Origin of the sequence: Bermanella marisrubri (genome assembly GCF_012295615.1) — a bacterium.
GTDB classification, from domain to species: domain Bacteria; phylum Pseudomonadota; class Gammaproteobacteria; order Pseudomonadales; family Oceanobacteraceae; genus Bermanella; species Bermanella marisrubri.
Window position 1 is genome coordinate 893,735 of record NZ_CP051183.1, and the last position, 26,797, is coordinate 920,531.

The 26,797-nt window shown below is 44.1% G+C and carries 25 protein-coding genes; 10 read left to right on the forward strand and 15 right to left on the reverse strand.

Annotated elements, in window-relative coordinates; translation table 11 throughout:
• The first annotated feature begins 86 nt into the window (after window positions 1-86).
• Entirely contained in the window at window positions 87-1,334 is a 1,248-nt protein-coding gene (gene moeA / locus HF888_RS04070) for a molybdopterin molybdotransferase MoeA (protein ID WP_007016726.1), read from the forward strand.
• On the opposite strand, the gene HF888_RS04075 is transcribed toward moeA, so the two are convergent.
• The gene (locus HF888_RS04075; RefSeq protein ID WP_165837005.1) at window positions 1,335-1,835 is read right to left on the reverse strand and encodes a GNAT family N-acetyltransferase; all 501 of its coding nucleotides are present in this window, start codon (window positions 1,833-1,835) and stop codon (window positions 1,335-1,337) included.
• 165 nt (window positions 1,836-2,000) lie between these two features.
• On the opposite strand from HF888_RS04075, the gene HF888_RS04080 reads away from it, so the two are divergent.
• Window positions 2,001-2,198 carry a hypothetical protein gene (locus HF888_RS04080; RefSeq protein ID WP_007016728.1) on the forward strand — a complete coding sequence of 66 codons (198 nt, stop codon included), beginning with the start codon at window positions 2,001-2,003 and terminating at the stop codon, window positions 2,196-2,198.
• Window positions 2,149-2,850 (forward strand): DUF3047 domain-containing protein, encoded by a 702-nt coding sequence (locus HF888_RS04085; RefSeq protein WP_050757990.1) that lies wholly within the window; start codon window positions 2,149-2,151, stop codon window positions 2,848-2,850. The genes HF888_RS04080 and HF888_RS04085 overlap by 50 nt, the downstream gene beginning before the upstream one ends.
• Here the strand turns inward: HF888_RS04085 and HF888_RS16715 are convergent.
• Window positions 2,847-4,931, reverse strand: a complete 2,085-nt coding sequence (locus tag HF888_RS16715) for a methyl-accepting chemotaxis protein (RefSeq protein ID WP_007016730.1) — start codon at window positions 4,929-4,931, stop codon at window positions 2,847-2,849. The genes HF888_RS04085 and HF888_RS16715 overlap by 4 nt on opposite strands.
• 75 nt (window positions 4,932-5,006) lie before the next feature.
• On the opposite strand from HF888_RS16715, the gene HF888_RS04095 reads away from it, so the two are divergent.
• The gene (locus tag HF888_RS04095; RefSeq protein WP_007016731.1) at window positions 5,007-5,972 is read left to right on the forward strand and encodes an MBL fold metallo-hydrolase; all 966 of its coding nucleotides are present in this window, start codon (window positions 5,007-5,009) and stop codon (window positions 5,970-5,972) included.
• Between the two features lie 83 nt (window positions 5,973-6,055).
• The gene (locus HF888_RS04100; protein ID WP_007016732.1) at window positions 6,056-6,748 is read left to right on the forward strand and encodes a manganese efflux pump; all 693 of its coding nucleotides are present in this window, start codon (window positions 6,056-6,058) and stop codon (window positions 6,746-6,748) included.
• Between the two features lie 5 nt (window positions 6,749-6,753).
• On the opposite strand, the gene HF888_RS04105 is transcribed toward HF888_RS04100, so the two are convergent.
• Window positions 6,754-8,367: an alkaline phosphatase gene (locus HF888_RS04105; protein WP_243469361.1), complete on the reverse strand. Its 1,614-nt coding sequence runs from the start codon at window positions 8,365-8,367 to the stop codon at window positions 6,754-6,756.
• A gap of 181 nt (window positions 8,368-8,548) precedes the next feature.
• Here HF888_RS04105 and fabA point away from each other — a divergent pair, with 181 nt between their 5' ends.
• The gene (gene fabA / locus HF888_RS04110; RefSeq protein WP_007016734.1) at window positions 8,549-9,076 is read left to right on the forward strand and encodes a bifunctional 3-hydroxydecanoyl-ACP dehydratase/trans-2-decenoyl-ACP isomerase; all 528 of its coding nucleotides are present in this window, start codon (window positions 8,549-8,551) and stop codon (window positions 9,074-9,076) included.
• A gap of 15 nt (window positions 9,077-9,091) precedes the next feature.
• Here the strand turns inward: fabA and HF888_RS04115 are convergent, their stop codons facing one another.
• The 12 genes from HF888_RS04115 to HF888_RS04170 all read right to left on the reverse strand — a co-directional run bounded on the left by HF888_RS04115 (window position 9,092) and on the right by HF888_RS04170 (window position 23,269).
• Window positions 9,092-10,441 (reverse strand): DEAD/DEAH box helicase, encoded by a 1,350-nt coding sequence (locus tag HF888_RS04115; RefSeq protein WP_007016735.1) that lies wholly within the window; start codon window positions 10,439-10,441, stop codon window positions 9,092-9,094.
• 137 nt (window positions 10,442-10,578) lie between these two features.
• On the reverse strand, window positions 10,579-10,983 hold the full coding sequence (locus HF888_RS16720) for a type IV pilin protein (RefSeq protein WP_007016736.1): 405 nt from the start codon (window positions 10,981-10,983) through the stop codon (window positions 10,579-10,581).
• A gap of 2 nt (window positions 10,984-10,985) precedes the next feature.
• Window positions 10,986-14,387 carry a pilus assembly protein gene (locus tag HF888_RS04125; protein WP_007016737.1) on the reverse strand — a complete coding sequence of 1,134 codons (3,402 nt, stop codon included), beginning with the start codon at window positions 14,385-14,387 and terminating at the stop codon, window positions 10,986-10,988.
• 16 nt (window positions 14,388-14,403) lie between these two features.
• A complete protein-coding gene (locus tag HF888_RS04130) occupies window positions 14,404-14,709 on the reverse strand; it encodes a hypothetical protein (RefSeq protein ID WP_007016738.1) in 306 nt (101 codons plus the stop codon).
• Between the two features lie 8 nt (window positions 14,710-14,717).
• Entirely contained in the window at window positions 14,718-15,200 is a 483-nt protein-coding gene (locus HF888_RS04135; RefSeq protein ID WP_007016739.1) for a pilus assembly PilX family protein, read from the reverse strand.
• A 17-nt stretch (window positions 15,201-15,217) separates the two neighbouring features.
• Window positions 15,218-16,033 (reverse strand): PilW family protein, encoded by an 816-nt coding sequence (locus HF888_RS04140; RefSeq protein WP_007016740.1) that lies wholly within the window; start codon window positions 16,031-16,033, stop codon window positions 15,218-15,220.
• Window positions 16,033-16,644 carry a type IV pilus modification protein PilV gene (gene pilV / locus HF888_RS04145; RefSeq protein ID WP_007016741.1) on the reverse strand — a complete coding sequence of 204 codons (612 nt, stop codon included), beginning with the start codon at window positions 16,642-16,644 and terminating at the stop codon, window positions 16,033-16,035. Before pilV ends, HF888_RS04140 begins: the two co-directional genes overlap by 1 nt.
• 10 nt (window positions 16,645-16,654) lie before the next feature.
• A complete protein-coding gene (locus HF888_RS04150) occupies window positions 16,655-17,143 on the reverse strand; it encodes a GspH/FimT family pseudopilin (protein WP_007016742.1) in 489 nt (162 codons plus the stop codon).
• Window positions 17,144-17,268: 125 nt separating this feature from the next.
• Window positions 17,269-17,823, reverse strand: a complete 555-nt coding sequence (locus tag HF888_RS04155; RefSeq protein WP_007016743.1) for a GspH/FimT family pseudopilin — start codon at window positions 17,821-17,823, stop codon at window positions 17,269-17,271.
• Between the two features lie 76 nt (window positions 17,824-17,899).
• Entirely contained in the window at window positions 17,900-19,294 is a 1,395-nt protein-coding gene (locus HF888_RS04160; protein WP_007016744.1) for a sigma-54-dependent transcriptional regulator, read from the reverse strand.
• Between the two features lie 135 nt (window positions 19,295-19,429).
• Window positions 19,430-21,625 (reverse strand): OsmC domain/YcaO domain-containing protein, encoded by a 2,196-nt coding sequence (locus HF888_RS04165; protein WP_007016745.1) that lies wholly within the window; start codon window positions 21,623-21,625, stop codon window positions 19,430-19,432.
• Between the two features lie 99 nt (window positions 21,626-21,724).
• Window positions 21,725-23,269 carry a sensor histidine kinase gene (locus HF888_RS04170; protein WP_007016746.1) on the reverse strand — a complete coding sequence of 515 codons (1,545 nt, stop codon included), beginning with the start codon at window positions 23,267-23,269 and terminating at the stop codon, window positions 21,725-21,727.
• 72 nt (window positions 23,270-23,341) lie between these two features.
• Between HF888_RS04170 and HF888_RS04175 the strand changes: the two genes are divergently transcribed.
• The 4 genes from HF888_RS04175 to trmD all read left to right on the forward strand — a co-directional run bounded on the left by HF888_RS04175 (window position 23,342) and on the right by trmD (window position 26,770).
• A complete protein-coding gene (locus tag HF888_RS04175) occupies window positions 23,342-24,973 on the forward strand; it encodes an NAD+ synthase (RefSeq protein ID WP_007016747.1) in 1,632 nt (543 codons plus the stop codon).
• Window positions 24,974-25,202: 229 nt separating this feature from the next.
• Window positions 25,203-25,460, forward strand: a complete 258-nt coding sequence (rpsP, locus tag HF888_RS04180; protein ID WP_007016748.1) for a 30S ribosomal protein S16 — start codon at window positions 25,203-25,205, stop codon at window positions 25,458-25,460.
• 24 nt (window positions 25,461-25,484) lie between these two features.
• Window positions 25,485-26,015 carry a ribosome maturation factor RimM gene (gene rimM, locus HF888_RS04185; RefSeq protein WP_007016749.1) on the forward strand — a complete coding sequence of 177 codons (531 nt, stop codon included), beginning with the start codon at window positions 25,485-25,487 and terminating at the stop codon, window positions 26,013-26,015.
• 2 nt (window positions 26,016-26,017) lie between these two features.
• On the forward strand, window positions 26,018-26,770 hold the full coding sequence (trmD, locus tag HF888_RS04190; protein ID WP_007016750.1) for a tRNA (guanosine(37)-N1)-methyltransferase TrmD: 753 nt from the start codon (window positions 26,018-26,020) through the stop codon (window positions 26,768-26,770).
• The last annotated feature ends 27 nt before the right edge of the window (window positions 26,771-26,797 follow it).

Genomic DNA, 26,797 nt, shown 5'->3' on the forward strand with positions numbered 1-26,797 from the left:
CTATTTAGCGACAATATAGTCTTTTGAGTCGGTCCAATTGGCTGATAGACTAATTCATATCATGTATCAACACGGGTAAATCGCCAGTGGATAGTTGTTCTCACCCTAGTTTAGTGCCTTTAGATGACGCTCTAGAGCAAATACTTCATCAAGTAACAAGACTAAATTCTTTACCGCAAACCCTCTCGATTGATAAGGCTTTGGGGAGAATCCTTGCAGAGGATGTGGTTAGCCCTTTTGATATTCCGCACGCTGATAACAGTGCTATGGACGGCTATGCTATGAAGGCTGAGGATTCTACCGCTTCACTCACTGTAATTGCCACTGTGTATGCAGGGCACCCTTTCACGGGCGAAGTAAAGAAAGGAGAGTGTGTTCGCATCATGACGGGCGGCGAAATACCTAAAGGCGCAGATGCCGTAATCATGCAAGAAAATGCTAACGTCGAGAGTGACAATAACAGTTTATACAATACGGTGAGTTTTCGTGAAGCGGCCAGCTCTCGTCAAAATGTGCGACCTAAAGGAGAAGATATTGCTAAGGGTGCTTGTGTCCTCAAAAAGGGGCACCGTCTGAAGGCCGCAGATATTGGCCTTTTAGCATCACTGGGCTTGTCTAAGGTTAGTGTTGTTTCTCCCCTTAAAGTTGCGGTTATTAGCACAGGGGATGAGCTGCAAATACCAGGAACACCGCTTGCTCCTGGCCAGTTTTATGAAAGTAATGGTTTTACTTCAAGTGCAATGCTAGAGCGATTTGGTGTTGAGGTCATTAATTTAGGAATTGTCCGTGACGATCTTGAGGAATTACGAAATGCGTTTCGAAAAGCCGACGAACTAGCAGACGTGGTCATCACTTCAGGAGGTGTTTCGGTAGGCGAGGCGGATTACAGTAAGCAAGTGGTTGAAGAACTGGGTCAAATTGATTTTTGGAAAGTAGCCATTAAACCCGGAAAACCTTTTGCGTTTGGACGTCTGCCTTCCAGCTATTTCATTGGTTTACCAGGGAATCCGGTTAGTTCTATGGTGACGTTGCATCAATTAGGTTTTCCCATATTACGCAAGTTACAAGGTGAACAAGATAAGTCGAGAATAAGGATTAAAGCCAAAACAACTAAACCATTGCGTAAACGTCCTGGACGCACCGATTTTCAGCGTGCCATTTATCATACCGATGTATCCGGACAGGTTTGGGTTCAAGCAACAGGTGGTCAAGGTAGTGGGCTATTAACCAGTATGAGTCAAGCGAATTGCTACATTGTCTTGGAACAAGAACGAGGACACGTCGAGCAGGACGAAGAGGTCATGATTGAACCTTTTGATGGTTTTATTGCTTAACTATTTACAATGGTATTCCATATAAAATGCTTCGCTACCATAGCTGGCAAGCTTCTCATTTATTGCATTTGAACTAGCTTGTACTGAAAACCCTTGCCGTTCCCAGTAAGGTTTGGAGCCTTGGATTGCAACCAGTGCTGCTCTGCTAAACTTCTTTTTGAGCAGTGCCTTAAAGAAGTATTTTAATAGTGTTTGCGCTGCACCTGTACCTCGCATTTCAGGCAAAACAGCTAAATCATGCAGATACAGGCAATTTGGGTTTACGCACAAAACATCTATTTGGTCGAGGCTCAGTGGCCGCCCAGTCCTCCACGGAATGGCGATCAAATAGGCTTTTAGTGTGCCGTCTTTAAATACTCCCCAACAAGTACTAGGGCTCTGCTTTATTTTGTTAATAAAGCTTATATCGGATTCGGGCTCTACTTCTGGAAAGCACAGATTTTGCAGGGTTAGTATCTGTGATACATCGCTTTCTTCAAGAAGTCGGGTTTGAAAATCCATGAATAACATACACTGTGTCTAAAATATTAGACAATAGTAGCCCATTTAAGCCTTATTCCCAACACAGTTTGCTTTCACTATTTGAATGTGTAATCTAAATATATAAATAAAAATAATAGTAATGTCCTAATAGCCCTAGCTGGCTCCTCCAAAGGAAAAGGAAATATGATTGCTGAATTGGAAGCCTATTTAAAAAAGCAACAATTTGAACATGCTCAATCTTTCATTCCTACTTTAAAAAATCTGTTTTATGATCAAGCTGAAATATTTCATATGATTGAACAGTTGGAGTTAGAAATTGAAGCAAAAAGTCATGCGTCGTTACAGACGCTTCAGCGAGTTAAGTTATTGCTCGTTGCGTAGCGTATATACCTTGTTGATGGTTGTTTTTTCTATTACCACACAAGCCCAAGTCATTTTAGATACTCAAAAGGCTTCTCTATCTGAGTGGCAAAGTAAATCCTTTTCTGGCGAGACTCAATATCAATGGAAAAACTCAGACGGAGAGCGATATTTGCAAGCTATTAGCGAGTCCAGTGCCTCTGGAATAGCTAAAGAGCAGCGTATAGATTTACTCCAAACACCTTTCCTTAATTGGTCTTGGTCAACCGAATCTCTCTTATCCTCGCTAAACGAAACAAAAAAGTCTGGAGACGACTACGTAGCTCGAATCTATGTTGTTATCGATGGAGGTTGGCAGTTCTGGAGTACCATTTCCCTTAACTATGTTTACTCTAGCCAGCAAACCGTTGGGCAAACTTGGAACAATGCTTTTGCTGGTGAGAATGTTGTCATGCTTGCGGTTCAGGGAAAAGAAAGTGCCCCTCGAACTTGGTATGCCAATAAACGTAATGTTTATCAAGATCTTATTCGTTACTTTGGCGATAAAGGCAGTGATGAGAAAAACCAAGAGGCTTATCGCTATATTGATGCAGTAGCGATCATGACAGATACAGATAATAGTGAACAGAAGGCCACTAGCCAATATGGAAATATTTGGTTTAGTAAAGACTAACGGGATTGCCCCATAGTGGCTTTAATGAGTTTTTTGATTCGCTCGTTTTTTATTTTTACCTGCTTATGAGCTTTTAATACCTGTTCCATGCGCTGATGTTGGGTTCGGCGCATTTCTAGTGACTGATATAGTTTTTCAAGAATCATTTTCTTTAGATTATCCAAATGATCACTATCGTCATTTTCACTATTTATATTCATATATTGATTCAGTAATTTTTCTAACTCTTGCATTTGTCTTTCATTTTCTTGTGTGAGCTTATGGGCCGATTCCATAGCCTTCACAGATTCTTCCGAGTCGTTCTTTAGCTGATCAATGGTGTTCTTTATTTGATTGGTACTGTCATGAGACAGCTGAGCTAGCTTTCGAACTTCGTCTGCAACCACTGCGAAGCCTCTACCATGTTCTCCCGCTCGGGCGGCCTCTATCGCGGCATTGAGCGCCAGCAAATTAGTTTGCTCGGCGATATTCTGAATATTTTCTAGTATGCCATAAACGTTTTCACTATCTTTTGCTAAGTGACTGACTTGCTCACTAGCATGTTGTAAGACACGGCTTAATTCTTGTGATTGACTTCGATTACGTTCAATCAGTTTATGACTATGTTCATTCAATTGCTGAGGAGAGAGGGTATTAATTGTGTTTTCATGAAGCTTAGAGTCAACTGAGTTATCTTCAATCTGAGGATGAATTGATTGGTTATCGCTAGTACTTTTATTTACTATTTCGTCTTTATGTGAGCCATTCGCTTTATTACTTTCCTTAACTTTAGAGCTATCACCAGACAATTCTAATTGATGAATAAATTCATTTTCATCTTGATGATTGAGCTCATCATTGGTTTGGTTGATTAAATATTCAATACTGTCTAGATCTTGTTCAAGTTGATCTTCGATATTGTGGTATTCAGTAGAAAGTGTATTTTTTTCTTGATTAAGTTTATTCACCAACTGCTTAATTACTTTGCTGCTATACATTTTCGTTTGATCGGAATCCAGCGATAGATAGTCCTCTGTCGTGTGAAGATTTTTGGTTAAAGCTGTATGTTGAGCACGAGCAAGGCCTATGAAAAATAATATAAGTAGTACAATCAAGCTAAGGCTCATGACGAGTAAGATAGGCCATGGCCATTGCCAGTCCACCACTTTTCCAGATATCGGAAAAGGAGATTGAGCGTTCATTTGATTTTGGATTGAGTCTTCTAAACCTGGGGTAATCTTAAACTTGGCTGAGCGACTTTCTACATTGTTGAGCTTAGATAAGAGGCTATCTACTTGTATGTTCGCAATTAAATATGCTTCTAGTTGATTGCCATGATAAATAGGTTCGTATAGAAATAGTGTCTGATTGTCTTGATCATAAAAATAGGATTCTTGTCTACCCTCTGACTTGTTAAATAGGTATTGATAAAACTCTGGATGGCTAGACTTTAACGGGATCGCAAAATCTTGCTGCTTCTGTACGCTATAGATTATTGTCTTCCATGGTTGGTCTAGCATTAATAAGTCTTCGAGTTTGAGTGTTTCCAACACTCCTTTGAACCATTGGTGAAATGTTTCGTGCATACGGGAATAAGTCGTATCTTCTGGTGATGATGATTGGATTCTATAGTCATACCAAAGTCGGCGCTGCGTATTGTTTAAAGTATATTCGCTTTGATTTAGATCGCTGACTGCTGTTCGTTGAGCATTGGTAAGTTCTCCGCGCTCAGTAGAGTATTCTTTAATCCCCATCCGGAAGCCTTGTCGAGCCACTTGGCTAGAGGTACTTTTTGCAACGAGCGCCAACTGTGCGGATACTTGCGAAAGGTGTTCCTGTATTCGTTGACTTTGTTGATCGACGTACTCTTCGAGCAGGGATTGGCGCTGTTGATAATGATTTAATAATACAAATAGTCCCGTGACTATGATCAATAAGACGATAGCCATGGTGCCATAAAATTGTATTGGATTTTGTATAAAATCCTGAGTGTCTATTTTTTGTTCGGACATAGGTTTGAGTTTAGCAGGCTGTAACAATTCTTCTGAACCCAGCAATATTCGTGAGTATATTGGCGAACTATGACCACATTTTTCGTACATATTTTGGCAAACTCGTTTATTTTCGCCCTTTAGGCAATACCAAGGGCCTAATCTTACTAAGTAAAGAGGTAGGTTATGTCAGCCATTTCGTTACCGGGAAAAGTATATTGCTTGGATACTGGATTTCAGCGCAAGCAAATGGCTGCGTGTTATGCCATTGAAAGTGAGGGGCGCTGGGCGATTATCGAAACAGGTACCAATGATACGGTGCCATTAATTTTGGCATTCTTGGAACAGCAAGCGGTTAGCCCAGAGCAGGTGGATTTTATCATCATTACCCATGTGCATTTGGATCATGCCGGAGGTGTGGGTAAATTGATGGAGTCGTTGGGCCATGCTCAGCTTTTGGTTCACGAGAAGGGCGCACGCCACATGATTGATCCCTCCAAGCTCCAGCAGGGCGCCACAGCTGTTTATGGTGAACAAGAATTTCAACGTACTTACGGAGAGCTATTACCAGTGGATGAACGCCGTGTGACAGTCATGAAAGACAATAGTGATGTCATATTAGGTCTACGTCGTTTACACTTTATCGACACACCGGGGCATGCTGATCATCATTTTTGTATCTTTGATGAACAAACCCAAGGTTGGTTTACAGGTGATACATTTGGTCTTGCATACAAGGAACTGGATCACAACGGCAAACCTTTTATCATTCCAACAACTACTCCAGTCCAGTTCGATCCCGATAAGCTGAAACGTTCAATTCAGCGCCTTATCAGCTATGATCCAGAGGTGATGTATTTGACGCATTTTGGCGAAGTCCATGAGCCTGAGAAGTTATCACATCAGTTATTCGATCAAATTGATGAGCTCGTGCAAATTGCTCAAAAATATGCAGACCTAGAAGAGTCTTTACAAGTGGAAGGGATATACCGAGAACTCATGGCGCTGCTATTAAGAAAGCTTGAGCACCACGGATCTGGTCTTTCCGTTGAAGAGCAAAAAAAGGTTTTGCATAGCGATGTGTTACTGAATGCAAAAGGCTTATTTGTTTATAATAAGCGTCAAGAAAAAATGCTAATGGCGGAAAATTGAGTGTCGTCATCAGTTATTAATGTTTTAGTTATATTTTTGTCATACGCCATGGTCACACTGCTCCTTATAAAAAAGGGTGTACCATGGAATTATCGTTTTATACCGCCTGTTTATTGATGGGGTTGGGCATTGGTGCTGATGTATTATTGGCAACACTGACTCGTTCGCAACACCTTAGCCTTGTTTCTGCAGTTTCGTTTTGGATTGCTGGGGTTACGGCTACTCATACTTTTTTTCCTGCACTCGGCTACGCGATGACGTATTACAGCGTCTCCGCTTTACCTGTAGTAACACCCGTTATTGGCCTAGTGGCGTTTTTATTGATAGCTCACTTTTTGGTTTCAGAGTGGCTACAACAAGAAACGGAGTCTCATTCGCAACATTTCGTAACGTTCGGTTTAATTTTAGCAGTGAGTTGGGACGCTCTGTGGTCAGGTCCTGCTAAATCGGCACAAGTTTCTGACTGGAGTCCGCTGGCTGTCATTGCTTCGTTTTTTGTGGTGGGGTTTGTTGTGAACATTTGTGCTTTTATCGGACTGATAGTAGGGCGCAAAATGAATGGCAATTTGCCTGATGAGTATCAGGTTTTCATGTTGTGGCTGCAATACAGTGTCATTGGATATTTTGCTTGGCTCGCATTATGTCGTTATACACTAGATTGGCAAGTGAGTACGCTCAGCCTGTTATTATTTAGCGCTATTTTTACCTACATGATGATGCGAATATTGCCCGCGTGGCAAGCTTGGTTTACCCCGCGGACCAAAGATGTTTCGTAACTGAGTTACTGACGCTGTGTTTGCAAATTTAGTGCGTGATCGAGAATATGAAAAATCACATTTTGTTCGTGAACACCGCTGACCAAATGAGCTCCGGGGCCAATAGCATAAATTCCAACATCCTCACCACCGTGAGTTTCTGAGCTTAAAGGCACTAACGCCTCTTGGTGATAACCGGCTTGTGTTGTATCCAAATCATGAAGGTCATGACGGCCGGCATTGATCTCATTTTTATAACTCAGACCTGCATTGGTTTCGTCACCAAAGTGCATCATGCCGCGACCATTCATATAGCCAAGGGTGGTGTAGGGCATGCCATCGTCTGCTAATTGAATATCATCTTCACCCACGGTAACGACTTTGCCTAAAATAGGATTACCGCGCTTGGGGTAACCTGCCATGGTAAATACATGGCTATGGTCAGCGGTCACCATCATCAGAGTCTCTTTTGTATCCACTTGTTGCTGTGCTTGTGCAACGGCTTTTGATAGTGCAATGGTATCGTGTAGGGCGTTGTAGGCGTTACCTGCATGGTGTCCGTGATCGATCCGGCCAGACTCGACAATGAGCAGGTAGCCTTTTTCATTTTGGCTTAGAATCTCGATGGTTTTTTGTGTCATAAGCTCAATGCTGGGTTCACCTGATCGATCATTGTGTCTGTCTTGGTGATAGTGCATATGAGACTCGTTGAATAGACCCAAGATAGGCGTTTGCTTGGGGTTAGCGGTATTCAATCCGTTTTCGTCAATGATGTATTGTCCTTGTGGATAAAGACTCTGCCACTCTTCAATAAGATGGCGGCCATCAGTGCGATCACCTTCTATATCACTTTGAGCATCAGCACTATTGAACTCTGCTTGTTTGGGTAGAAAATGACGACGCCCGCCACCGAACGCCACTTCAATACCATCTATATCTTTTCCATAGCGTTGTTTAACGCGATCTTTAAAGTAAATTAATTGACTCGCAATGTCTTCACAGCCTGCGTCAATGGCTTCTTGCGGCATATCGCTTATGTCTTCCCAGTTCCGGTCGGGACTCTTTGCATACGCAGCTGCCGGTGTGGCGTGTGTAATACGAGCGGTTGTAACAATGCCCGTTGATAGGCCCGCCATTTCCGCCAGCTCTAAAGCGCTGATGAGTTCGTTGCCTTTACTGCTTTCGCAATTCCCGCGCTGAACTTTTTCATTAATACTGATGATACCTGCATCGGTTTTAACACCGGTAATCATGGCGGTCATAGTGCCTGCGCTGTCTGGCGTCTGTGCATCAACGTTATAGGTGCGACTAAGTCCTGAAAAAGGGAATTGATCGAAGCTCAGGTTGTATTCTTCACCACTTTGGCCACGTTCTTGGCCAGCTAAAATTCGTGCAGCGGTTATAGTGCTGATGCCCATCCCATCACCGACAAAAAAGATTGCATTTTTTGCAGAGCCTTTTTCCGTTTGAATGTTTTGCCAAGCTTGGTTTTGCTGGGTCACTTTCGCTTGTCCCTGTTGATACCAGTCGGGACTCTTCGTAACAGGGTAACTGGGTTGGCTTGGCTGTTGGCTGTTAGAGGCTTGATCACAAGCTGTTAACACTAACGGCAATGCCATACAGGTAAGTAAGTGCTTCATAAGCATCCTTTTTAATTGTAATTCTAGCGCTGATTTTACGGGCTTGTGCCGTATGGCAAAAGGTTTGTTTGGATCACTTGGGTTACCCCATTGAGACATAGAGTCAACTAGCTGGCGCATGAGGTTAAGTGTCATGCGCTTCGCTGCACTAGAGTACGCTTATTGAAATGAGGTTGTCACTATGCAAGAAAGGTCTGCCGTTATTACAAACAAAATTCAAGATGTGTCTGTAGCAGAGTTGCTGGAAGAGTTATCACAGCAAGGTGTACATATTCAGTTGCCTATTGATGAGTTAAGCGTGATCAAACATATACGCGAACTGAATATTGCAGGGGGAGAGCAGGGCAAAGGCATGGTGATTGCCGAAATGCCTGTTGAAGAAACCGCATGGTTCTTTAAGTGCCATTTCCCGGGCGATCCAATCATGCCGGGCTGCTTGGGTATCGAAGGTATGTGGCAAAGCCTAGGTGCCATATTGGCTGCGCAAGGTCATCAAGGAAAACTAAGAGCCTTGGGTATTGGTGAAGTGAAGTTTTTCGGTGAAGTACGTCCTCATGCTGAAACAGTGAGCTTTCATATTGAGCTAGAACGTTTACTGAAGAACAAGAAGATGGCGGTGGCAGTTGCAACCGGCACTGTGAAAGTAGACGGCGAAGCCATCTACGAAGCGAAAAAATTGAAGGTGGGTGTCATCTTCGAAGAGGAATAACCGATAACCGGAAGCTTATGCTTCCGGCTTCTTTTTCGGTTTGAAAGGAGCGGTACCATCTCCCCATATGGTGCGTTTAGAAGTAGGTTTCTTCTTATTCGAGTTGTCTCGTTTACCCTTAGTCGGACGTGCCTTCGACTGAGGGCCTTTTTTCCCGTCTTTTTTGTTTTTGGGTTTGCCCTTACTCGCTGCCTTGCCGTTACCTTTTACTTTTTTCGGGCCTTTATAGTTGCCGGCGATGGCTTTCACGTATTTGTGGTTCATATTCACGCGCAGGTAACGCTCAATAGCCGCCTTTAGATTCCATTCTGTATGATCAATTAGGGAAATAGCGCTACCGCTAGCCTCTGCGCGTCCAGTTCGACCGATGCGGTGTACATAATCATCACCACTGCGGGCCATATCAAAGTTAATAACCAAATCTATGCTTTGAATATCCAAGCCTCGAGCGGCCACATCGGTTGCGACCAAAACTTTAAAGCGACCATTGCGCATTTGAGTCATCACATGATTACGCTCATCCTGCGTCATATCGCCATGTAGGTAGCCAACTTCTACATTGTGATAGCTGAGGAAATGATAGGTTTGTTCAGTTTTCTCTTTGGTATTCGTGAAGATGATCGCTTGTCGATATTCTTCGTTGCTCAATAGCCAAGTAAGAATACGCTGCTTGTGTTTATCATCATCAGCCAGCATGTAGTGCTGTTCGATGTTGCTGTGCTCACCACGAAAGCTATCCACAACGATTTCTTCTGGATCGTTTTGGATTTGCTTAATAACATGTTTTAAACCACGTTGTTGCAGAGTGGCAGAAAACAGTAAAGTTTGTGGTTTGGCTTTACCTGAACAGGCGTTAGCGATGGTCAGCACATCTTCCTCGAAGCCCATATCCAGCATTCGATCGGCCTCATCCAGAATAAAGTATTCGACATCTTCCATCAGGTCTTTTTTCTGCTTCAGGTGATCGATCAAGCGACCTGGTGTGGCAATGATGATTTCGGGGTTTTTACGGAACAGAGCTGCTTGAAATTTAAACTCCTGACCACCTGTGATCATGCCGCTTTGAATGCCTGTGAATTTTGCTAAAGCTTGGCATTGCTTGAGCAATTGCTTAGCGAGCTCCCTTGTTGGCACCAAAATAAGGGCTCGAGTACCTGAATTCGGGGCTTTATGTGTGAGCAAGTGCTGCAGCATGGGGACAACAAACGCGGCGGTTTTACCGCTGCCTGTGCGGGCACAGACCATAAGGTCTTGCTGTTTGAGTGCTTCAGGGATGGTTTGCTGTTGAACATCTGTTGCTTTAGTAAAGCCCAGTGCCTCAATACCCTTAAGAATACGTTGGTCGAGAGAGAACGATTGAAACACGGATGAACCCTTGATGAAAAATGCAGTGTTGGAAAGGCGTATTTTAGCAGAAGTAGGGGTGATTACGCAGTCGTAAAATGAAAAAAGGGCCCGAGGGCCCTTTTTGATTATTTGCGATACTCATTCATCAAATTGTGTTATTTGATCCATTTGTTAGTGCCATTATGAGTTTTTTCTCCACGGCTATTAAGTGTGAGGTTACCGTCTGCTGCTTGGCCTCCCTGCGCAGTGGCGGTCAGTTTGACACAGGCAGTTAAGTCGGATCCATCATCACATTTACTAGCACTAATACTGTAATCGCCAGATACATAGGGGTCGCTTAGGTTAAGGTCAGTTAGATCCGTTGTATATGTGAAGTCATTGGCGAAATGGTTTTCTTGTGCGCGCATTACATCCAGTAGTGTGCCCATGCCATCACCCCTAGAAGCTCTGTTCACAGTAGCAGATTGGTTCGGAATAATGACCGCGGCCAATATGCCTATTATTGCCAGCACAATCATTAGCTCTATAAGGCTGAAACCTTTTTGACCACTAGAAACCATAGCTAACCTCCAGTCGTCTCTTCTGTGTCTTCTTGTGCTTCGTAAACTTTAACATTTTCTCTCCAGTAATTTGGCGTTACGTAGCAGTTATTGGCATTACACTGCTCCGTGCTGCTTTCTTTGAAGCGACTATCGTCAATACTCTCCGTTCCGAGGGTAATAGATTTACCACCACCTTTTCGGTAAATGACAACGGGGCGAGGCGCTATACCCGAGTTTGTGAGTATTTTATTGCTATCATCGACATCGACATCGCCGTCATTATCTAAATCCACTGCAGCCATGGCCCATCGCTGATCGAGGGCATAGACACGGGATACGCCTGTATTCGGTTCACAAGGACTGGCGTTTGTCGTGTCCTTTGGAGCAAACGTTGTGAAAATAACTGCACCAGCAAACGTGGTTGCTTGTGACAAAGACTTTTCTCCAGTTGTATTGAGTTTTACATACCAGCCACCGCCTTCAGCCATTATGCGTCTCATATCGTTGGTAAGCTTTGTTTTGCCACCAGTCATAAGAGCGGTTGCATTATATACCTTACTTTTACTCGGCGCTTCAGAGGTACCATCGGCAAGTTTCGCAAGGGAAGTCTTAGTTTCTGCTGCTTCCGTCGTTTTCACGTAAGTTTTAGGTTTCCCGTAGGGGTAAAAATCTTTGATAACGTAAAAACGATTTTCTACATCCTTAGTTAAGATTGGGTGCGCACGATGGCCAGATCCTAAAGCGATTGTTAGGTAGTCCCCATAATCCTTGTCTTTAACAATAGCAACCGATGGCTTGTTGTAAAAACGACGATTTCCTGCCTTGGTATTATCCGATAACTCAGCAATGACACCGCCTTCTGCGAAGTCTGATGCGCCGCTATTATCTTGTTTGATATCAATGCGAAAAACTCGTCCACCTGTATCAGCCGCATATAGATAATCCACGTATCCGTCACCATTTATGTCCACGGCGGAAACACTAGCTGGTATGCTGTTTTTCATTTCACTGATAACCAGGTTTGGTGTGCCAGCGCCATCATCATTATCAGTATTGGTATCTCTGCTTGCCCACCATAGACGAGTACCCTTTCTAGCATCAACCATATAGATGGCATTACCGGTTGTGTCGTTAGTCCTTGTTGTATCCGTCGTATCTTGGTTTGTATCGTATCCGCCCGCGAAAAACGCAACAAATCGATCCTTCCCTTCAAACTTTACTTTGGCGATGGTCATTTCAGACCAAGTTTGCCCTAAACGTTCAAAGTTTGTCGTTCCACCCTCAATATTGAAAAGCATTTTAGGATTAGAGCGATCTGTCACATTTAGCGCGTAATAGTTTCGACCGCCACGACGCATACCTGCATAAAGGTATGCATGCTCGCCTGCTTCCAAAGCACCATTATCATCGTATATTACATTGTTACTGTTTAAATCGTACATCCATGTTGTTATAGGGCCATCCATGCCGTAAGGGCGATTTCCCGCGTCGACGGTATTCTCAAATAAAGTAATTTGAGTATCGTGAAGTTCTCTTGGAATAAAGGCAAACTCTTCTTGACCGGTATCAGTGTCGATCGCGTGGATGAAGCCCTCATTGGTTCCAAAGTAAATGGTACTATCAGGCTCTTTTTCAGTACCGCCATAGGTCACTACCACAGGTTCACTATGTAGTGGGTCGCCAATATAGTACCTAGGTGAGTTTGATGTGGAGCCTTGTTCGTATCCGTAAACCCAGTTTTTGAGTGTATCTACTTGATTGCTTAAAACGCCTAACGATGTTGCACTCGCTTCATTTCTAAATGTATCGAGTGCATCATTGACGTTGTTGGTGTAGATCTTACGATTAGCTGGGTCAATCAGGTTGGCTATACCGCCCAGCGTTACGTTTTTTCCGTCTTCATCAGAATCTTTAGGCGCTGTATTCCAAAAATCTCTAGAGCTTTTCGAAAAGAAGCCTGTAGATGGATCAATAGCTATTTGCTTGTATTTGTCGTAAATTTTGCCATCCTTTCCCAGGCGATATTTTTTGAGGTTGCCATCCCACTTAGCATTATCTTGCGGCTTAAATAGAGCATAGAATAGCTCATCCCTGTGTTCAGAGTTATTAAAAGCGTTTACGGATATTGCTGGCGCGGTAAATGTCGAATCAGATGATAATATTTCTGCAACGATTGAATTTATCGCACTGGCCACACCGAGTGGGTTTTCGGCTCTATAGTAGCCCCCACCGCCTAGCTTGGCAGTATCTTTTAGAAACGTTGAATCTTCGTCTTCTATGTCACCAAATGCGTTAATTACATGTGTATTCACCACTTGAATTCCAGCATGTTTGTCGGAATGATCGACATTTGCCATGTAATAAGCTAGCTCGTCTAGGCAGATTCCGCTTTCATCGTTTTCGTTGTCCGCAACAATACCATGGTTTTTACAATCACTTGATAGTCCTGTATTCGCACCTAAGCTAGCAATCATTTTTTTTATGTCTGCATTGACATCAACATCTACAGATGGGACACCGTCTGTTAAATAGATAATGTGGTTTTTCTGACATTGCTGCTGTATTGGCGAAATATATTTAGATTCTTCATCAATAGCAGCATCGGAGCTTTCTGGTGATGTGTCGTCACCAAATTTTACCGACTTTCCGGCGAAGTAGAGGTGTGCCTCATAAAGAGTTTCGGAAAGCGGGGTGCCCCAATATGGCTCAAATGAGTCCACGCTATTTCGAATGAGTGCGCCCGTGTTATCAATATCATCAACAGGTACGGTGATCGCACCGCCATTACTTGCTTGATAAGCACCATCGAAACGCATTAGCCCAAGATTTACGTTTTTTAAGTCTCTTGTTAAATCCGAGACAATACTTTTTACCGCAGCCATACGGGTAGTGATTGTGGTATTGGTATCGTCATGATAAAAATTTAGGTAATTACCACTGAAAAGTCTGTGCTCGTATGCACCATCGCAGGTGATATCACCATCTGATAATCGATGGAGGTCTCGGTATCCCTCCGGTCCTGAGAACTTGCCTTGCCACCATTTGTACTGTTGTCGAATTTGGTAGTATTTGATCCCACTTATTTTCCCTGTTTCAGCTAACTGTTCTATTGTTGTCTCACAATTATTCGATCGGCTTGTTTGAAGTAAAGATAAATCAAAACCTTCATTAGGGTCCTGATTTTCATCGATATAAAATCTATTTGTGCTGTAATTTCCTGGATAAGTAACACTGGGGTCATACGGCTGATCAAAATAAACTGCGTCGAAATCCATAGAGCCTGAGGTGTCGACTATAAACAAAACGTTTGGGTCTACTCTATTTGCTTCGTCAATGGCCGCTGCACCGTATATTTCTGTATCATCAGATAGGGCACTGGTGCAAAAAAATATGCTGATTAACAATAAGAATATGAACTTCATATTTGTTTGCTCCATTTTAATAATAAATTCTTAATACTTTATTGGAATTGGGCTTTATAAATACTGTATAGAAATTTACTTTCCAGTATTCCTTAGATAAATCTTTTATACTTCCTTTTTTTCGGTCTTTCTTCACTTCAAGAGTATTGTCGAATTCGTAGAAATCGAAATCACATCTTTTGCAATCAGGAATTCGAATAATCCCAGAGTTTGTACTTTCATAATACTCAACAACGATGGACTTAATTTCCATGGATTTTGCGTTGGCTAAACCCGCAGAAAGTGAAGATAAAATCAGCATAAAGATAACAAGAATTTTCATAACAACCTCTATTTAATATTTCCAGCACTCTTCAAACCTTCAACCAAGGCTCCGAGTGTTTGATTGCTCTGTGCAAAGCGAAATTGTGCTATGCAATCATTTTCATATTGATACACACGAATCGGACTCTGGATATCGACTTCGACTCCTGATTTACCTGCAGGAGACTCGGATAAGTAACTCCATTCAATGCTCATATCTGATTTGCTTTGTGTTTTTAAGGTGTTGCTTAAAGGGGTATTGCCATCTCTAGGATTAAGCGTTCTTAGTACTAAAAGTTCTTCTCGTTTGGTGCCGCCATCTAAGTTGTAGTACCGAACATTACTTTCTTGTTCGTTTCTACATTCTTGATAAGTCAGTGTTGAAAATAAACTATTGGCAACCATTTTCTCTTGGATGTTGCTGCTTTCTAGAGAGTACACTGCGACTAGAGTGATTACCGTTAAGATAATCAAAGCGGTGACTAGGGTTGAACCCTGCTGGTTCTTCATAATGAATCTCCTATTCCCTAGTTAGTAAACGCGGATTCAATAGCGTTTGGTAGTTCAATTGTATTAGAGAAAATACTGCGCAAAGCGCCATCATTGAATGTCAGCACAGGGCTATCAAGAACAACGTATTTTCTTTCTTTAATGTTGGTTTGAGCTGCATTGTCTTCTGTCTGACTCGTCGTGAGAATGCCTAGCTTTATACTGCGTATAGAAGAAACCCCAATAGTATTATCTATGGGATTAAACGTTTCCATGTTGATGTACCGTGAGGCGTGACGATGAGTAGGATCAGCAGCAACGCCCACTTGAAGTTCGAGTAACTCAATATTGCTTACTATTGATACTGCGCTTTGATCAATCCACGTATTGGTATCAGTATCTACAGTACGACATCGAAGTTCACGGTCTGATCCAGCGTCAGCACTTACCCAAAAAACATTTGCGAATTTTCTGGGACCGTCAATGATAGAACCTGTGCAAGATTGCATTTGGTTTCCTGAGGCGACATACATTTGTAATGAGACTCTGTCGCCGCGTATAGTATTTGGGTTATTCTCAGTACAGGCCCCATCCAGTGTGCAATCAGGAGCAGTGAACAAAGGATCAATGGAACCGGATGCTGACGGGGAGTCTGTATAACCAGCTTGACGTGTAAATTGAGTGAGATAGTCCATCGCAAAGCGACCGGTTTCCTGATTTTGTGACATAGCATCGGATAACGTGACACTGCGGTTCATCGTTATAAAAAGATTCATCAAACCCGTCACGAGAAAGACTCCGATGACTACGGCAACCATTAATTCAATGAGAGTGAAGCCTTTCATACTTTTCATTAGTTAACCTCCACAACTTCACTGTAGCTATTACTATATACACGATCCTCAGCGTTTGCGCCGGATTGCTTTATACGTGTATCCCAAGTGAAATCTATCTGATATTTGACACAGTCTTGGTTTCCAGTTGGTGTACTGATTCTGGAAGATGTTTCGATACAACGTGATATTAATTGAGGATTACCCATAAAATCAGCAGGAGAGGTATAAATATCGTCATTGGTCCCGCAGGCTGTTATCCACTTGTCATATATGGCCATTTCGTCGCCATCATTTGTTGTATAGTTTTCCGGATCGCATACGGCACCTTGTACAAGGTTGTCATCTTCATCGCGATGGTCAGCGCACATTTTGGCCGGTTCAACAGTACAATCAGGTTGTGCGTTTACAACGTAATAACCAGCACGAGCTCCTACACTGTTTGCGCGGATACGACCGACGAAATCTTGAACGATCCACATGGCTTGCGATCGTTGAGCGTTGTCTTGAGTGCCTTGTAGTGATTTAAGAAGGAGTACACCCATGCCGGAAATACCAATCGCTACGACAACCGCCGTAACTAGCACTTCTACCATGGCGAACCCAGATTGTTTTTTTATATTAAACACCATTCGTCACCCTTTAATTGCAAGACGTTTTTGATCGTTTAACTAAACCTGATATCAGAATGTCAAATTTCAAATCATGATTAGATTTTTGACAATCATCATAGTCAAGTGAAAATGATCCGACTGAACGAGCTTTACCGTTTGGATCTATAGTGAGCGGCGTACCGACACTAAATTCTGAGCTAGTGAGTTTAGCGCCAGATGAAATGGCAGAGAAATGACGAATGAGTTCTTCGTCGCCATCGCTATTGGTAAATACTATTTCCCACCCGTCAGCCCAATTACCACTAGCTTCACTTGGTTTGACCATCACTGGAACACCTCGATTAACGGCTTCGGTTCTGGCTAGACGAAAACTTTGTTCTAAAGTCTTACCAATTGACTCAATGTTTTTACGGGTGAAAAGACTTCCTAGCTGAGGCACAACTGCACTGGCAATAATGCCCAAAATAACCAGTGTGATCATTAGTTCTATTAGTGAAAAACCTGCCTTTTTTCGCATATGGTTTGAGCCTTCTAGTGTTTTACCTCTATTTTACGATATAGCCAGTAGTTCGCTAGATGGCAGTGATAAACGGTGTCGTATTTGGAGTGAAAGGATGAATAATTATTTGAATGTGCTGTCGGTCACACTTGCGGACAAGCCAGTGAGCCTAGCGAAGCATAGGGAGTACCGTTTCTAGACAGGTACCCCCGGCTACGGACTCGTCCTTGGAAGTTAAGAATTACTTGCCTTGAGGCCTGATGATTCTCGCGCGCGCATATGACAAAGGTGGTAGCAGAACCAAATGCATGACCTTTCCAGTTGAACCTTAGGTGATTGCCGGTACCAGAGCGTGTTATGACGGAGTTCTGGTCGATGGGGATATGAGATGACATGAGAATCTCCTCGCCAGCATTTACTCGTTGATTTCTATTTCTATCTTGGAAAACACGGATGGGTTTATTCCAGTTATCAGTGCATATAGAGCCGTTTACAGGGCATAAAGTAATGTCTGTACCGCTTTTCAGTGCATGATAGCGAGCAAATTTTAAGGTTTGCATGAATGCTCGAACGTTTGCTGAAGTCGAATATCTGTCTATCAAACTTGATAAGTTGGGTAGTGCCACAGATGCCATTATGCCCAATATAGCCGTCGCAACCATCAATTCCAGTAATGTAAATCCCTTTGACGTACCCATGTTCGCCTCCTTGCGATATGTGCGCGTCAGTTTGCTGAAAAGGGGTTGTGACCACTATCGGAAATCAGTATGAAATTTAGTCAATGTTTAGCTTTTTAAGGCGATATCGTAGGGATCGAAAGCTCATTCCTAGTTGTTCCGCTGCCGCGGTTTTATTCCAGCGACAGTCTTCGAGGGCCTGCTGAATCAGCTGGGTTTCTATGTCCTCTAAATAATCTTCTAGAGTCATGCCGGCAGGTAGGCTATGGCTATTAGCGACCGTATTCGGTGTGTTTTGCGCCATGGAGGGCTGCGCTTCTCCAGAGTCGATTACCTTTTTGTTTGTGGCGGTTAAGGCTAAATCCTCAGCAGTAATAGTCTGGTTTTCCGATAATGTAATCGCTCGCTGTAGTAAATTTTCTAATTCGCGCACATTTCCAGGGAAGGTATGTTGCTGCAGAGCGCTCAGCGCTTCACTTCCTAGTGTCATGGACGCCAATCCTAACTCCTCAAGCTGTCTTTTTAGTATGTGTTTGGCAATGGCGGGGATATCTTCACTGCGTTCACGTAGAGGCGGGACTTCAAGTCGAATTACATCGAGGCGATAAAACAGATCTTCGCGGAACTGATTATCGGTCACCAGTGCCTGCAAATCTTTATGGCTGGCGGACAAAATACGCACATCGACTTTATGCTCGGTTTCGCTGCCAACGGGACGAACGACGTTTTCTTGAATGGCGCGCAATAGTTTGACCTGCATGGCTAGGGGCAAATCTGCGACTTCATCTAAAAATAACGTACCGCCGTTTGCAGCTTGAAAAAAGCCTTCTTTGGCGGTATTGGCTCCGGTAAACGCACCTCGCACATGACCGAAAAACTCACTCTCCATGAGTTCGCTAGGGATTGCGCCACAGTTGACCGTGATAAAGGGCTTTTCCCGTCTGGGTCCTAGGCTGTGAATGGCCCTTGCAACTAGCTCCTTACCCGTGCCTGACTCTCCGTAAATAAATACTGGCGCATGGCTGCGACCGACTTTGCCAATTTGCTTGTGGAGTCGCTTGATGGCCGGGCTATCCCCAATAATGCCAGTGGAGGCCGGAGTGGGGTCTGTTAGTTCGGATTCAGCGTCTTCGCTGAGAATGATGGCGTTTTCGATGATGGATCTGAGTTTATCCAGTTCCACCGGTTTGGACAGAAAGTCGAACGCGCCTAATTTCATGGCATCGATGGCGACGTCCATGGTGCCATAGGCCGTAATCATGACCACAGGGGTGCGGCGATGATGCTTTTGCATGTACTTTATCAAGTCCATTCCTGAGCCATCCGGCAAACGCATGTCAGTAAGGCATAGGGCAAAGCTTTGGTTGGCTAAGGCTTCCTTAGCATCGGCAATGGTTTTTGCGGTCGTTGCCTCGAGTCCCATTCGCTTTACCGTCAATAGGAATAGGTTAAGGATGTCCGGCTCATCATCGAGTAACAGAATGCGTTGCATGAACGTACCTATGTTTGTTGGATCAATTGAACCATAGATAATGCAAGCCGCATCAGGGGCGTGCCCTGATGCGTTATGCGTCAAACTCTTATAGTAACCAATAAAACACTGCTTGGCTTCCTATTAGGCAGGATGTTAACGATGTGCTTTGGCTCTTGCTTGATGCAATTTTTGGTAGCTTTCAATGAGTCGCTGATGCTTCTCTAGTCCAGTCAGCTGCGAATCAGTTGGTGTCAGCCCATAAAATTTCACACTAGCGTTGATCGAACCGAGTACCGCATTCATTTTTTCATCGCCAAACATGCGACGGAAGCTGTGCTCGTATTCATCCATAGTCATATCATCGTCGAGGGAAACTTCGAGCGCGGCGTCCATGGCCTGATAGTAGAGAGTGCGTTCCGCGGTATTATCATTGTACTGCAGGAACATCTCGGTGAATTCTTTGGCATCTTCCAAGCGACCAATTGCCAAACAAATCATGAGCTTTAGCTCGAGGATGGTAAGCTGTCCCCAAACGGTATTTTCATCGAACTCAATACCAATGAGAGTGATGATATCGGTGTAGTCGTCCAGTTCACTTTCTTCCAAGCGATCGAACAAGGCCTCTAATTGCTGAGCATCTAAGTCATGTATGTTCAGGATGTCGTCGCGGAACAACAGTGCTTTGTTGGTATTATCCCAGATGAGATCTTCCACTGGGTAAACTTCGGAATAATCGGGAACGAGAATGCGACAGCTAGGTACTCCCAAGTCACTGTACGCTGCCATGTAAGACTCTTTCCCCATGGATTCTAAAATCCCGAATAAAGTTTGCGCTTCTTGAGCATTTGAGTGTTGGCCGTTATTGGTAAAATCCCATTCCACAAAGTCGTAGTCTGCTTTGTTACTGAAAAAGCGCCAAGACACGACGCCGGTTGAATCGATAAAGTGTTCAACGAAATTATTCGGTTCCGTTACCGCTAACGATTCAAAGGTTGGCTTGGGCACATCGTTTAAGCCTTCGAAGCTGCGGCCTTGCATTAGCTCGGTTACGCAGCGCTCCAGTGCGACTTCAAAACTAGGGTGGGCGCCAAAGGATGTGAATACACCCCCAGTGCGTGGATTCATAAGGGCAACGCACATCACGGGAAATTGCCCACCCAATGAGGCATCTTTTACAAAAATTGGGAAGCCTTGTTCTTCTAGTCCGTTAATACCTGCAACAATACTTGGGTATTGATCAAGAACCTCTTTCGGAACGTCGGGTAACGCGAGTTCGCTCTCTAGTATTTCACGCTTCACTGCGCGTTCGAAAATTTCAGAAAGGCATTGAACCTGTGCTTCCTCGATTGTGTTACCTGCACTCATACCGTTACTAAGATAAAGGTTTTCAATCAAGTTAGAAGGGAAATAGACGGTTTGTCCATCTGACTGGCGCGTGTATGGTAACGAACAAATACCACGTTCTGTATTGCCAGAGTTTGTGTCGTATAAATGAGAGCCGCAAAGCTCCCCGTCTGGATTGTAAATTTCTAAACAATAGTCATCGAGAATTTCTTCTGGCAACTCATCATTGGAACCAGGCTGGAACCATTTCTCATCTGGATAATGAACAAACTCTGCGTTGGCGATGTCGGGCCCGAAGTATTGATCATTATAGAAAAAATTATAGTTCAAGCGCTCCATGAATTCGCCCAGAGCAGAGGCCAATGCGCTTTCTTTGGTTGCCCCTTTGCCATTGGTAAAACACATCTGTGAGTCAGCGTCGCGAATATTCAAAGACCACACGTTGGGAACGATATTGCGCCATGAAGTGACTTCGATCTGCATACCAAGGCCTGAAAGCAAGCTGGTCATTTTGGCAATACTTTGCTCAACGGGTAGGTCTTTGCCAAGAATACTGGTTCCTTCTCCCTCCAGACTAGGTACCTCGAGTAAAGCTTGTGCATCCTCATCTAGGTTTTCTACGACTTCGATTTGGAAGTCTGGCCCAGTTTGCACCACTTTTTTTACGGTGCAGCGATCAATGGAGCGGATGATTCCTAGGCGGTCTTTTTCACTGATATCTTCTGGTAGTTCTACATCAATTTTGAAAATTTGATTGTAGCGATTTTCTGGGTCCACTATGTTGCTTTGCGATAAGCGAATATTGTCGGTAGGGATATCGCGAGCATTGCAATACACCTTGACAAAGTAGGCTGCACAAAGGGCTGAAGATGCTAGGAAGTAATCGAACGGACTGGGCGCTGAGCCGTCCCCTTTATAGCGGATCGGTTGGTCAGCGACCACGGTAAAATCATCGAATTTTGCTTCAAGACGGAGGTTATCGAGGAAATTAACCTTAATCTGCATAGTGAGTACACCAGAAGTAGATATTTAGGGCGCCATTATCCAGTTTTCCGAGATTCTGTCGCCCTTATTTGTGGCTTTTTCTTGCCCGAATTTGATTTGCTAACTGGATTGTGCGAACAAAATTTCAAAGCAAGCGCCTTTGTCTGCGCCGTCCTTTTTTGCGTGTCGATTTCGGTAGTGGATCTTTGCCTGATTGGCTTCGCATAACTCTTTTACAATATAGAGACCTAAGCCTGTGCCTTGGGCGGAAGTTGTGTGAAATGGCTCAAATAAAAACTCTTGTTCTTTTGGTGATATTCCCGGGCCGTTATCCATAATACGTAGACGGCTATGGCCAGAATGCTCGTCGATCTTCAGCAGTATTGGGGCGTTGGCTGCGGCATGCCCATAGGCCACTGAGTTGTGACAGAGATTCCAAAGTACTTGGTGTAATTGACTGGGATCAAATCGAATATCTAAGTCGCCACCGTCAATGTCTAACGGAACTTTGTGCTGCTGTTCGAATTCTGTCTTGAAGTTCTCTAACCAGTTATCAAGTTTTATCCACTGAAGGCTGGTGGTTTTGCGTCGGCTAATTTGTAATACATTCTGAATAATTTGCTCCATTCGGGAGCTTTGTTTGAGAATAATGTTACATAATTCGGTGTCATCTTGCTGCAGGTCTGGGCTTTCTTGTAACAGCTGAGCGGCATGGCTAACCGCATTGAGCGGATTTCGAATTTCATGAGCAATGCTGGCGGCCATGCGTCCCATAGAGGACAATTTAAACTGATGGGCACGTCGCGTGACGGTATCTTTGTCTTCAATAAATATAAGGACTGAGTGAGAGTCGATGTTGGCGAAATTCACGATTATTGAGCCAGCTGCTGTATCGCTCAATTCAATCGTGTCGTGATTCTGTAATTGATATTGCATCCAAAAGCGCAGCCGTTCCTCTATTGCGGGTGGAATCTGTTCGCCAGCCGTATATTCGCCTATGCGCTCAACAGCAGCACGATTAATACGCAGAATTCGTCCACTTTCATTGACTAGGCATACTCCGGTTTGCATGCGTTCGATAATGACATCGTTGATCCGAGCGACACTGAGGAGTTGACTTTGTGATGCCTTTGCTTCCGATTGAGCTTCCCGCAGCCGATTTTTGAGTCCCTGAATAACAAAGACCTCAAGGAAAAATAAGACGCTAACGAGAGTGCTACTTAATAATTGGTCGGTAACACGGTTGTCTCCATGAACCCATGTGTGACTGAGTACTAAGATGGTCGCCATTGCAGCAAGAAAGTACCCGTGACGTTGTTTGACCAAACTGCTCGCTAGCCCCACATTTAGCAGCATAATAAGTGCTAAATCCCATTGTTGCGGGGCTATATACAATAGCAAAAACCCAATGAGTAAAACTTCTGTGAGTAGTGTAATTTGATAACTTTCATACGTGGCGGGTACGTCACGATAGGCCCGAATAAGATTGGTAACGGCTAAAGCCATGTAGGCTGTGAGGATGATGGGTAGCAGTTTTGGACTGGTGCTCTGCCACCACTTTAATTGCTCTTCAAAAAAATAAAAACCTAGGAAAACAATGCCCAGACCCATTGAAAAATAGGCGTAAAGTCGGGATAGGGGCTTTAATTCAACATAATTATTCATGGATTCATTTGCCGATGACGCGTAATTTTCGCAGAATACGGGCTTTTCATATCCATAATCAAGGTTATTACGGTGTCAGAGCAGTCCCTTTCCGTTTGTTTAGCTCAGCTTAATCTCGTTGTTGGCGACATTCAAAGTAATACTCAGAAGGTTTTAGCCTCCGCCAAGCAATCGGTGGAGAAGGGTGTGGACGTGGTTATCTTTCCAGAATTAACCTTGACAGGTTACCCTCCAGAAGATTTATTGCTGCGCCCGAGTTTAAAGCTTCGAGTAGAGCAAGCGCTGCAAGAGATTGAAGAAGCAGCACTACCGATAACACTTGTTATTGGCTACCCCAAAGTCACAGCAAGTGGCTTACAAAACATGGCTGGAGTTATCGAAAATGGCCGCCTAGTTGCTGAGTATGCCAAGCAGCATTTACCCAATTTCCAAGTGTTTGATGAAAAGCGTTATTTCATTGAAGGTACTCAACCATGCGTGGTTCAAATTAAAGGGCTACCAGTTGCCATAAGCATTTGTGAAGACATTTGGCAAAAAGGCATTATGACGCAAGCTAAGCAGGCGGGCGCAAAATTGATGTTGAATTTAAATGCATCTCCTTTTCATATCGATAAACCTTTGCACCGCGAAGCCTTGCTAAAAGAAAGGGCTTTGGAAGGGGCTATGCCGATTGTTTACGTTAACTTGGTAGGTGGTCAGGATGAGCTGGTTTTTGATGGTGGCTCGGTTGTTGTGGATCAGCAAGGTAATGTGAAAAGCCGAGCGATCACTTACGACGAAGCTCAGCCAGTTGTAGAGCTTGCTATAGATGATGGTGCAGTCAGTTCTATCGACGGCAAGACTGAGCCGCACAGAGAGAAATTAGACAGTATTTACTCTGCGCTTGTTTTAGGTACGAAGGATTATGTGAATAAAAATGGCTTTAAAGGCGTGGTACTTGGATTGTCCGGCGGTATTGATTCGGCCCTAACACTGGCCGTGGCGGTGGATGCTTTGGGAAAAGAGCGTGTACAGGCGATCATGATGCCCTTCAAGTACACCTCTCAAATGAGTCTGCATGACGCCGAAGACGAGGCGAATCGTTTGGGGGTGGAATACAAAGTCATGCCCATCGAACCCATGTTTGATGCGTTCATGGGAACGCTGGCGGATGAGTTTGAAGGCACTAAGGTAGATACCACTGAGGAAAATCTACAGAGTCGTTGCCGCGGTGTATTGCTCATGGCCATGAGTAACAAAAAAGGCAGTCTTGTGCTGACAACGGGGAATAAGAGTGAAATGGCTGTCGGCTACGCCACTCTGTATGGCGATATGGCTGGTGGATATGGTGTTCTGAAGGACGTGTTTAAAACCCTAGTATTTGAATTGTCCAAGTATCGCAACACGCTGGGTGAGGTAATTCCACCGCGTGTTATTAGTCGACCACCGTCTGCGGAGCTGGCGCCAGACCAAGTAGATGAGGATTCGTTACCCGCTTATCCGGTGCTTGATGAGATACTGAGGTTGTATATTGAGGAAGATCAGAGTGCTCAGGCGATTATCGCCAAGGGCTTTAAAGAGGATGAGGTTAACCGGGTTATTCGCTTGGTGGATATTAATGAGTACAAGCGACGCCAGGCACCCGTCGGCGTGCGCTTGACACAGCGCGGTTTTGGGCGCGACCGTCGTTATCCTATTACCAATGGTTGGCGTGCCGGAATATAGGGGCGCAGGCTTGCTATTATTTGAATCATTTCCAATGCCGTCTAGGCCTCATATCTGAAGGGCTACAGGGCAAAAAAGCCACTTTTAAAAGGGGCTTTCTTTTCTAGCTTAATCCCTATACAATACGCGCCCCTTATTGTGCATCCGTTGTATTTAATCGGTACGTCGGATGTTTATTGTTGAACGGTGAGCGATACCAAAACTCACCCTCTGGAGAAGGCACTGTCGCATGGTAGTGATTCGATTAGCCCGTGGTGGCTCTAAAAAACGTCCTTTTTATCATTTGTCTGTTGCGGATCAGCGTTTCCCACGCGACGGCCGCTTCATTGAACGTGTAGGTTTCTTTAACCCTATCGCTCGTGGCCAAGAAGAACGTCTACGCGTTGATCTTGAGCGCGTTGAGTACTGGTTAAGCAAAGGCGCTCAAGCAAGTGATCGCGTAACTAAGCTGGTAAAAGAAGCTAAGAAGCAGCAAGCAGCTGGTTAATAGTGAAGGTAGTAAGACACTTTGATGAGTAAAATACCCGACAATTTCACCAAAATAGGTAAGATCACCGGCGTATATGGCATCAAAGGGTGGGTGAAAGTGTACAGCTACACTGAGCCCAAAGAGAATGTGTTCTCTTATGATGGTTGGCACCTTGTTAAAAAGGGTCAACTTGTTCCAGTGAAGGTTCGAGAGTGGCGCACGCAAGGCAAAGGTCTCGTTGCTGCACTGGACGATTGCCAAGATCGGAATCAGGCACAAGAACAGTATGTTCAATGCGATGTCGTAATGGACAAAGGGCAGTTGCCTGAGCCCGGGGAAGGCGAGTTTTATTACCACCAACTTGAAGGTTTATTGGTGGTTACCACGGATGATGTGGTTTTAGGTCGAGTGGACTATCTATTTAACACGGGTAATAACGACGTCTTAGTGGTTAAACCGTGTAAGGAGAGTCTCGATGGTCGCGAGCGCTGGCTGCCTTATACCAACGATTGCACGAAAGATGTCGATCTGAAGCAAGGCTTCATTCGAGTAGATTGGGATCCGGAATTCTGATCATGCAGTTTGGCGTCATCTCCATATTTCCAGAGATGTACCAAGCACTGACTGACTTTGGTGTAACCGGTCGGGCAGTGGATAAAGGTTTGGTGTCGGTTGATGTGTGGAATCCTCGAGACTTCACCATCGATAAATATCAAACTGTGGACGACCGACCTTATGGTGGTGGTCCAGGCATGCTGATGAAGGTTGAGCCGCTTAAATATGCAATTGAAGCGGCGAAAGCTAAGCTAGGATCACAAAGCAAAGTTGTGTATTTATCGCCGCAGGGTGAAACCCTGACACAGGATAAAGCTCAACAATTGGCCCAAGAAGCATCATTGATATTCTTGGCAGGGCGCTACGAAGGCATTGATGAGCGTTTGATTGAAACGCAAATCGACGAGGAGATCTCCATTGGGGATTACGTGCTAAGTGGCGGTGAATTGGCATCCATGGTGGTCATGGATAGTGTGATTCGCTTAGTACCTGAAGTGCTAGGGCATGATATGAGTGCCGTTGAGGATTCATTCGTTGACGGTTTGCTTGATTGTCCGCACTACACTCGACCGGAAGAGCATGAAGGTCGAAAAGTGCCAGATGTATTGCTAAGTGGTAATCACGAGAAGATTAGACAGTGGCGCCTAAAGCAGGCGCTTGGCAGAACCTGGGAAAAACGCCCCGATCTGCTAGCAAAGCGTGATTTGTCGAAAGAAGAAGATGCGCTGTTGCAAGAATATAAGCGTGACGTTCAGGGTCGCGGTGACGCCTGAACCTATCCGTAATTACTTAGGAGCTAG

What these genes read in the sequence shown, in the direction of transcription:
- HF888_RS04075 (WP_165837005.1), bottom strand. Translation starts at nt 1,835, where the DNA reads ATGGATTTTCAAACCCGACTTCTTGAAGAAAGCGATGTATCACAGATA.
- HF888_RS04080 (WP_007016728.1), top strand. Translation starts at nt 2,001, where the DNA reads ATGATTGCTGAATTGGAAGCCTATTTAAAAAAGCAACAATTTGAACAT.
- HF888_RS04085 (WP_050757990.1), top strand. Translation starts at nt 2,149, where the DNA reads ATGCGTCGTTACAGACGCTTCAGCGAGTTAAGTTATTGCTCGTTGCGT.
- HF888_RS16715 (WP_007016730.1), bottom strand. Translation starts at nt 4,931, where the DNA reads ATGTACGAAAAATGTGGTCATAGTTCGCCAATATACTCACGAATATTG.
- HF888_RS04095 (WP_007016731.1), top strand. Translation starts at nt 5,007, where the DNA reads ATGTCAGCCATTTCGTTACCGGGAAAAGTATATTGCTTGGATACTGGA.
- HF888_RS04100 (WP_007016732.1), top strand. Translation starts at nt 6,056, where the DNA reads ATGGAATTATCGTTTTATACCGCCTGTTTATTGATGGGGTTGGGCATT.
- HF888_RS04105 (WP_243469361.1), bottom strand. Translation starts at nt 8,367, where the DNA reads ATGAAGCACTTACTTACCTGTATGGCATTGCCGTTAGTGTTAACAGCT.
- fabA (WP_007016734.1), top strand. Translation starts at nt 8,549, where the DNA reads ATGCAAGAAAGGTCTGCCGTTATTACAAACAAAATTCAAGATGTGTCT.
- HF888_RS16720 (WP_007016736.1), bottom strand. Translation starts at nt 10,983, where the DNA reads ATGGTTTCTAGTGGTCAAAAAGGTTTCAGCCTTATAGAGCTAATGATT.
- HF888_RS04125 (WP_007016737.1), bottom strand. Translation starts at nt 14,387, where the DNA reads ATGAAGTTCATATTCTTATTGTTAATCAGCATATTTTTTTGCACCAGT.
- HF888_RS04130 (WP_007016738.1), bottom strand. Translation starts at nt 14,709, where the DNA reads ATGAAAATTCTTGTTATCTTTATGCTGATTTTATCTTCACTTTCTGCG.
- HF888_RS04135 (WP_007016739.1), bottom strand. Translation starts at nt 15,200, where the DNA reads ATGAAGAACCAGCAGGGTTCAACCCTAGTCACCGCTTTGATTATCTTA.
- HF888_RS04140 (WP_007016740.1), bottom strand. Translation starts at nt 16,033, where the DNA reads ATGAAAAGTATGAAAGGCTTCACTCTCATTGAATTAATGGTTGCCGTA.
- pilV (WP_007016741.1), bottom strand. Translation starts at nt 16,644, where the DNA reads ATGGTGTTTAATATAAAAAAACAATCTGGGTTCGCCATGGTAGAAGTG.
- HF888_RS04150 (WP_007016742.1), bottom strand. Translation starts at nt 17,143, where the DNA reads ATGCGAAAAAAGGCAGGTTTTTCACTAATAGAACTAATGATCACACTG.
- HF888_RS04155 (WP_007016743.1), bottom strand. Translation starts at nt 17,823, where the DNA reads ATGGGTACGTCAAAGGGATTTACATTACTGGAATTGATGGTTGCGACG.
- HF888_RS04160 (WP_007016744.1), bottom strand. Translation starts at nt 19,294, where the DNA reads ATGCAACGCATTCTGTTACTCGATGATGAGCCGGACATCCTTAACCTA.
- HF888_RS04165 (WP_007016745.1), bottom strand. Translation starts at nt 21,625, where the DNA reads ATGCAGATTAAGGTTAATTTCCTCGATAACCTCCGTCTTGAAGCAAAA.
- HF888_RS04170 (WP_007016746.1), bottom strand. Translation starts at nt 23,269, where the DNA reads ATGAATAATTATGTTGAATTAAAGCCCCTATCCCGACTTTACGCCTAT.
- rpsP (WP_007016748.1), top strand. Translation starts at nt 25,203, where the DNA reads ATGGTAGTGATTCGATTAGCCCGTGGTGGCTCTAAAAAACGTCCTTTT.
- rimM (WP_007016749.1), top strand. Translation starts at nt 25,485, where the DNA reads ATGAGTAAAATACCCGACAATTTCACCAAAATAGGTAAGATCACCGGC.
- trmD (WP_007016750.1), top strand. Translation starts at nt 26,018, where the DNA reads ATGCAGTTTGGCGTCATCTCCATATTTCCAGAGATGTACCAAGCACTG.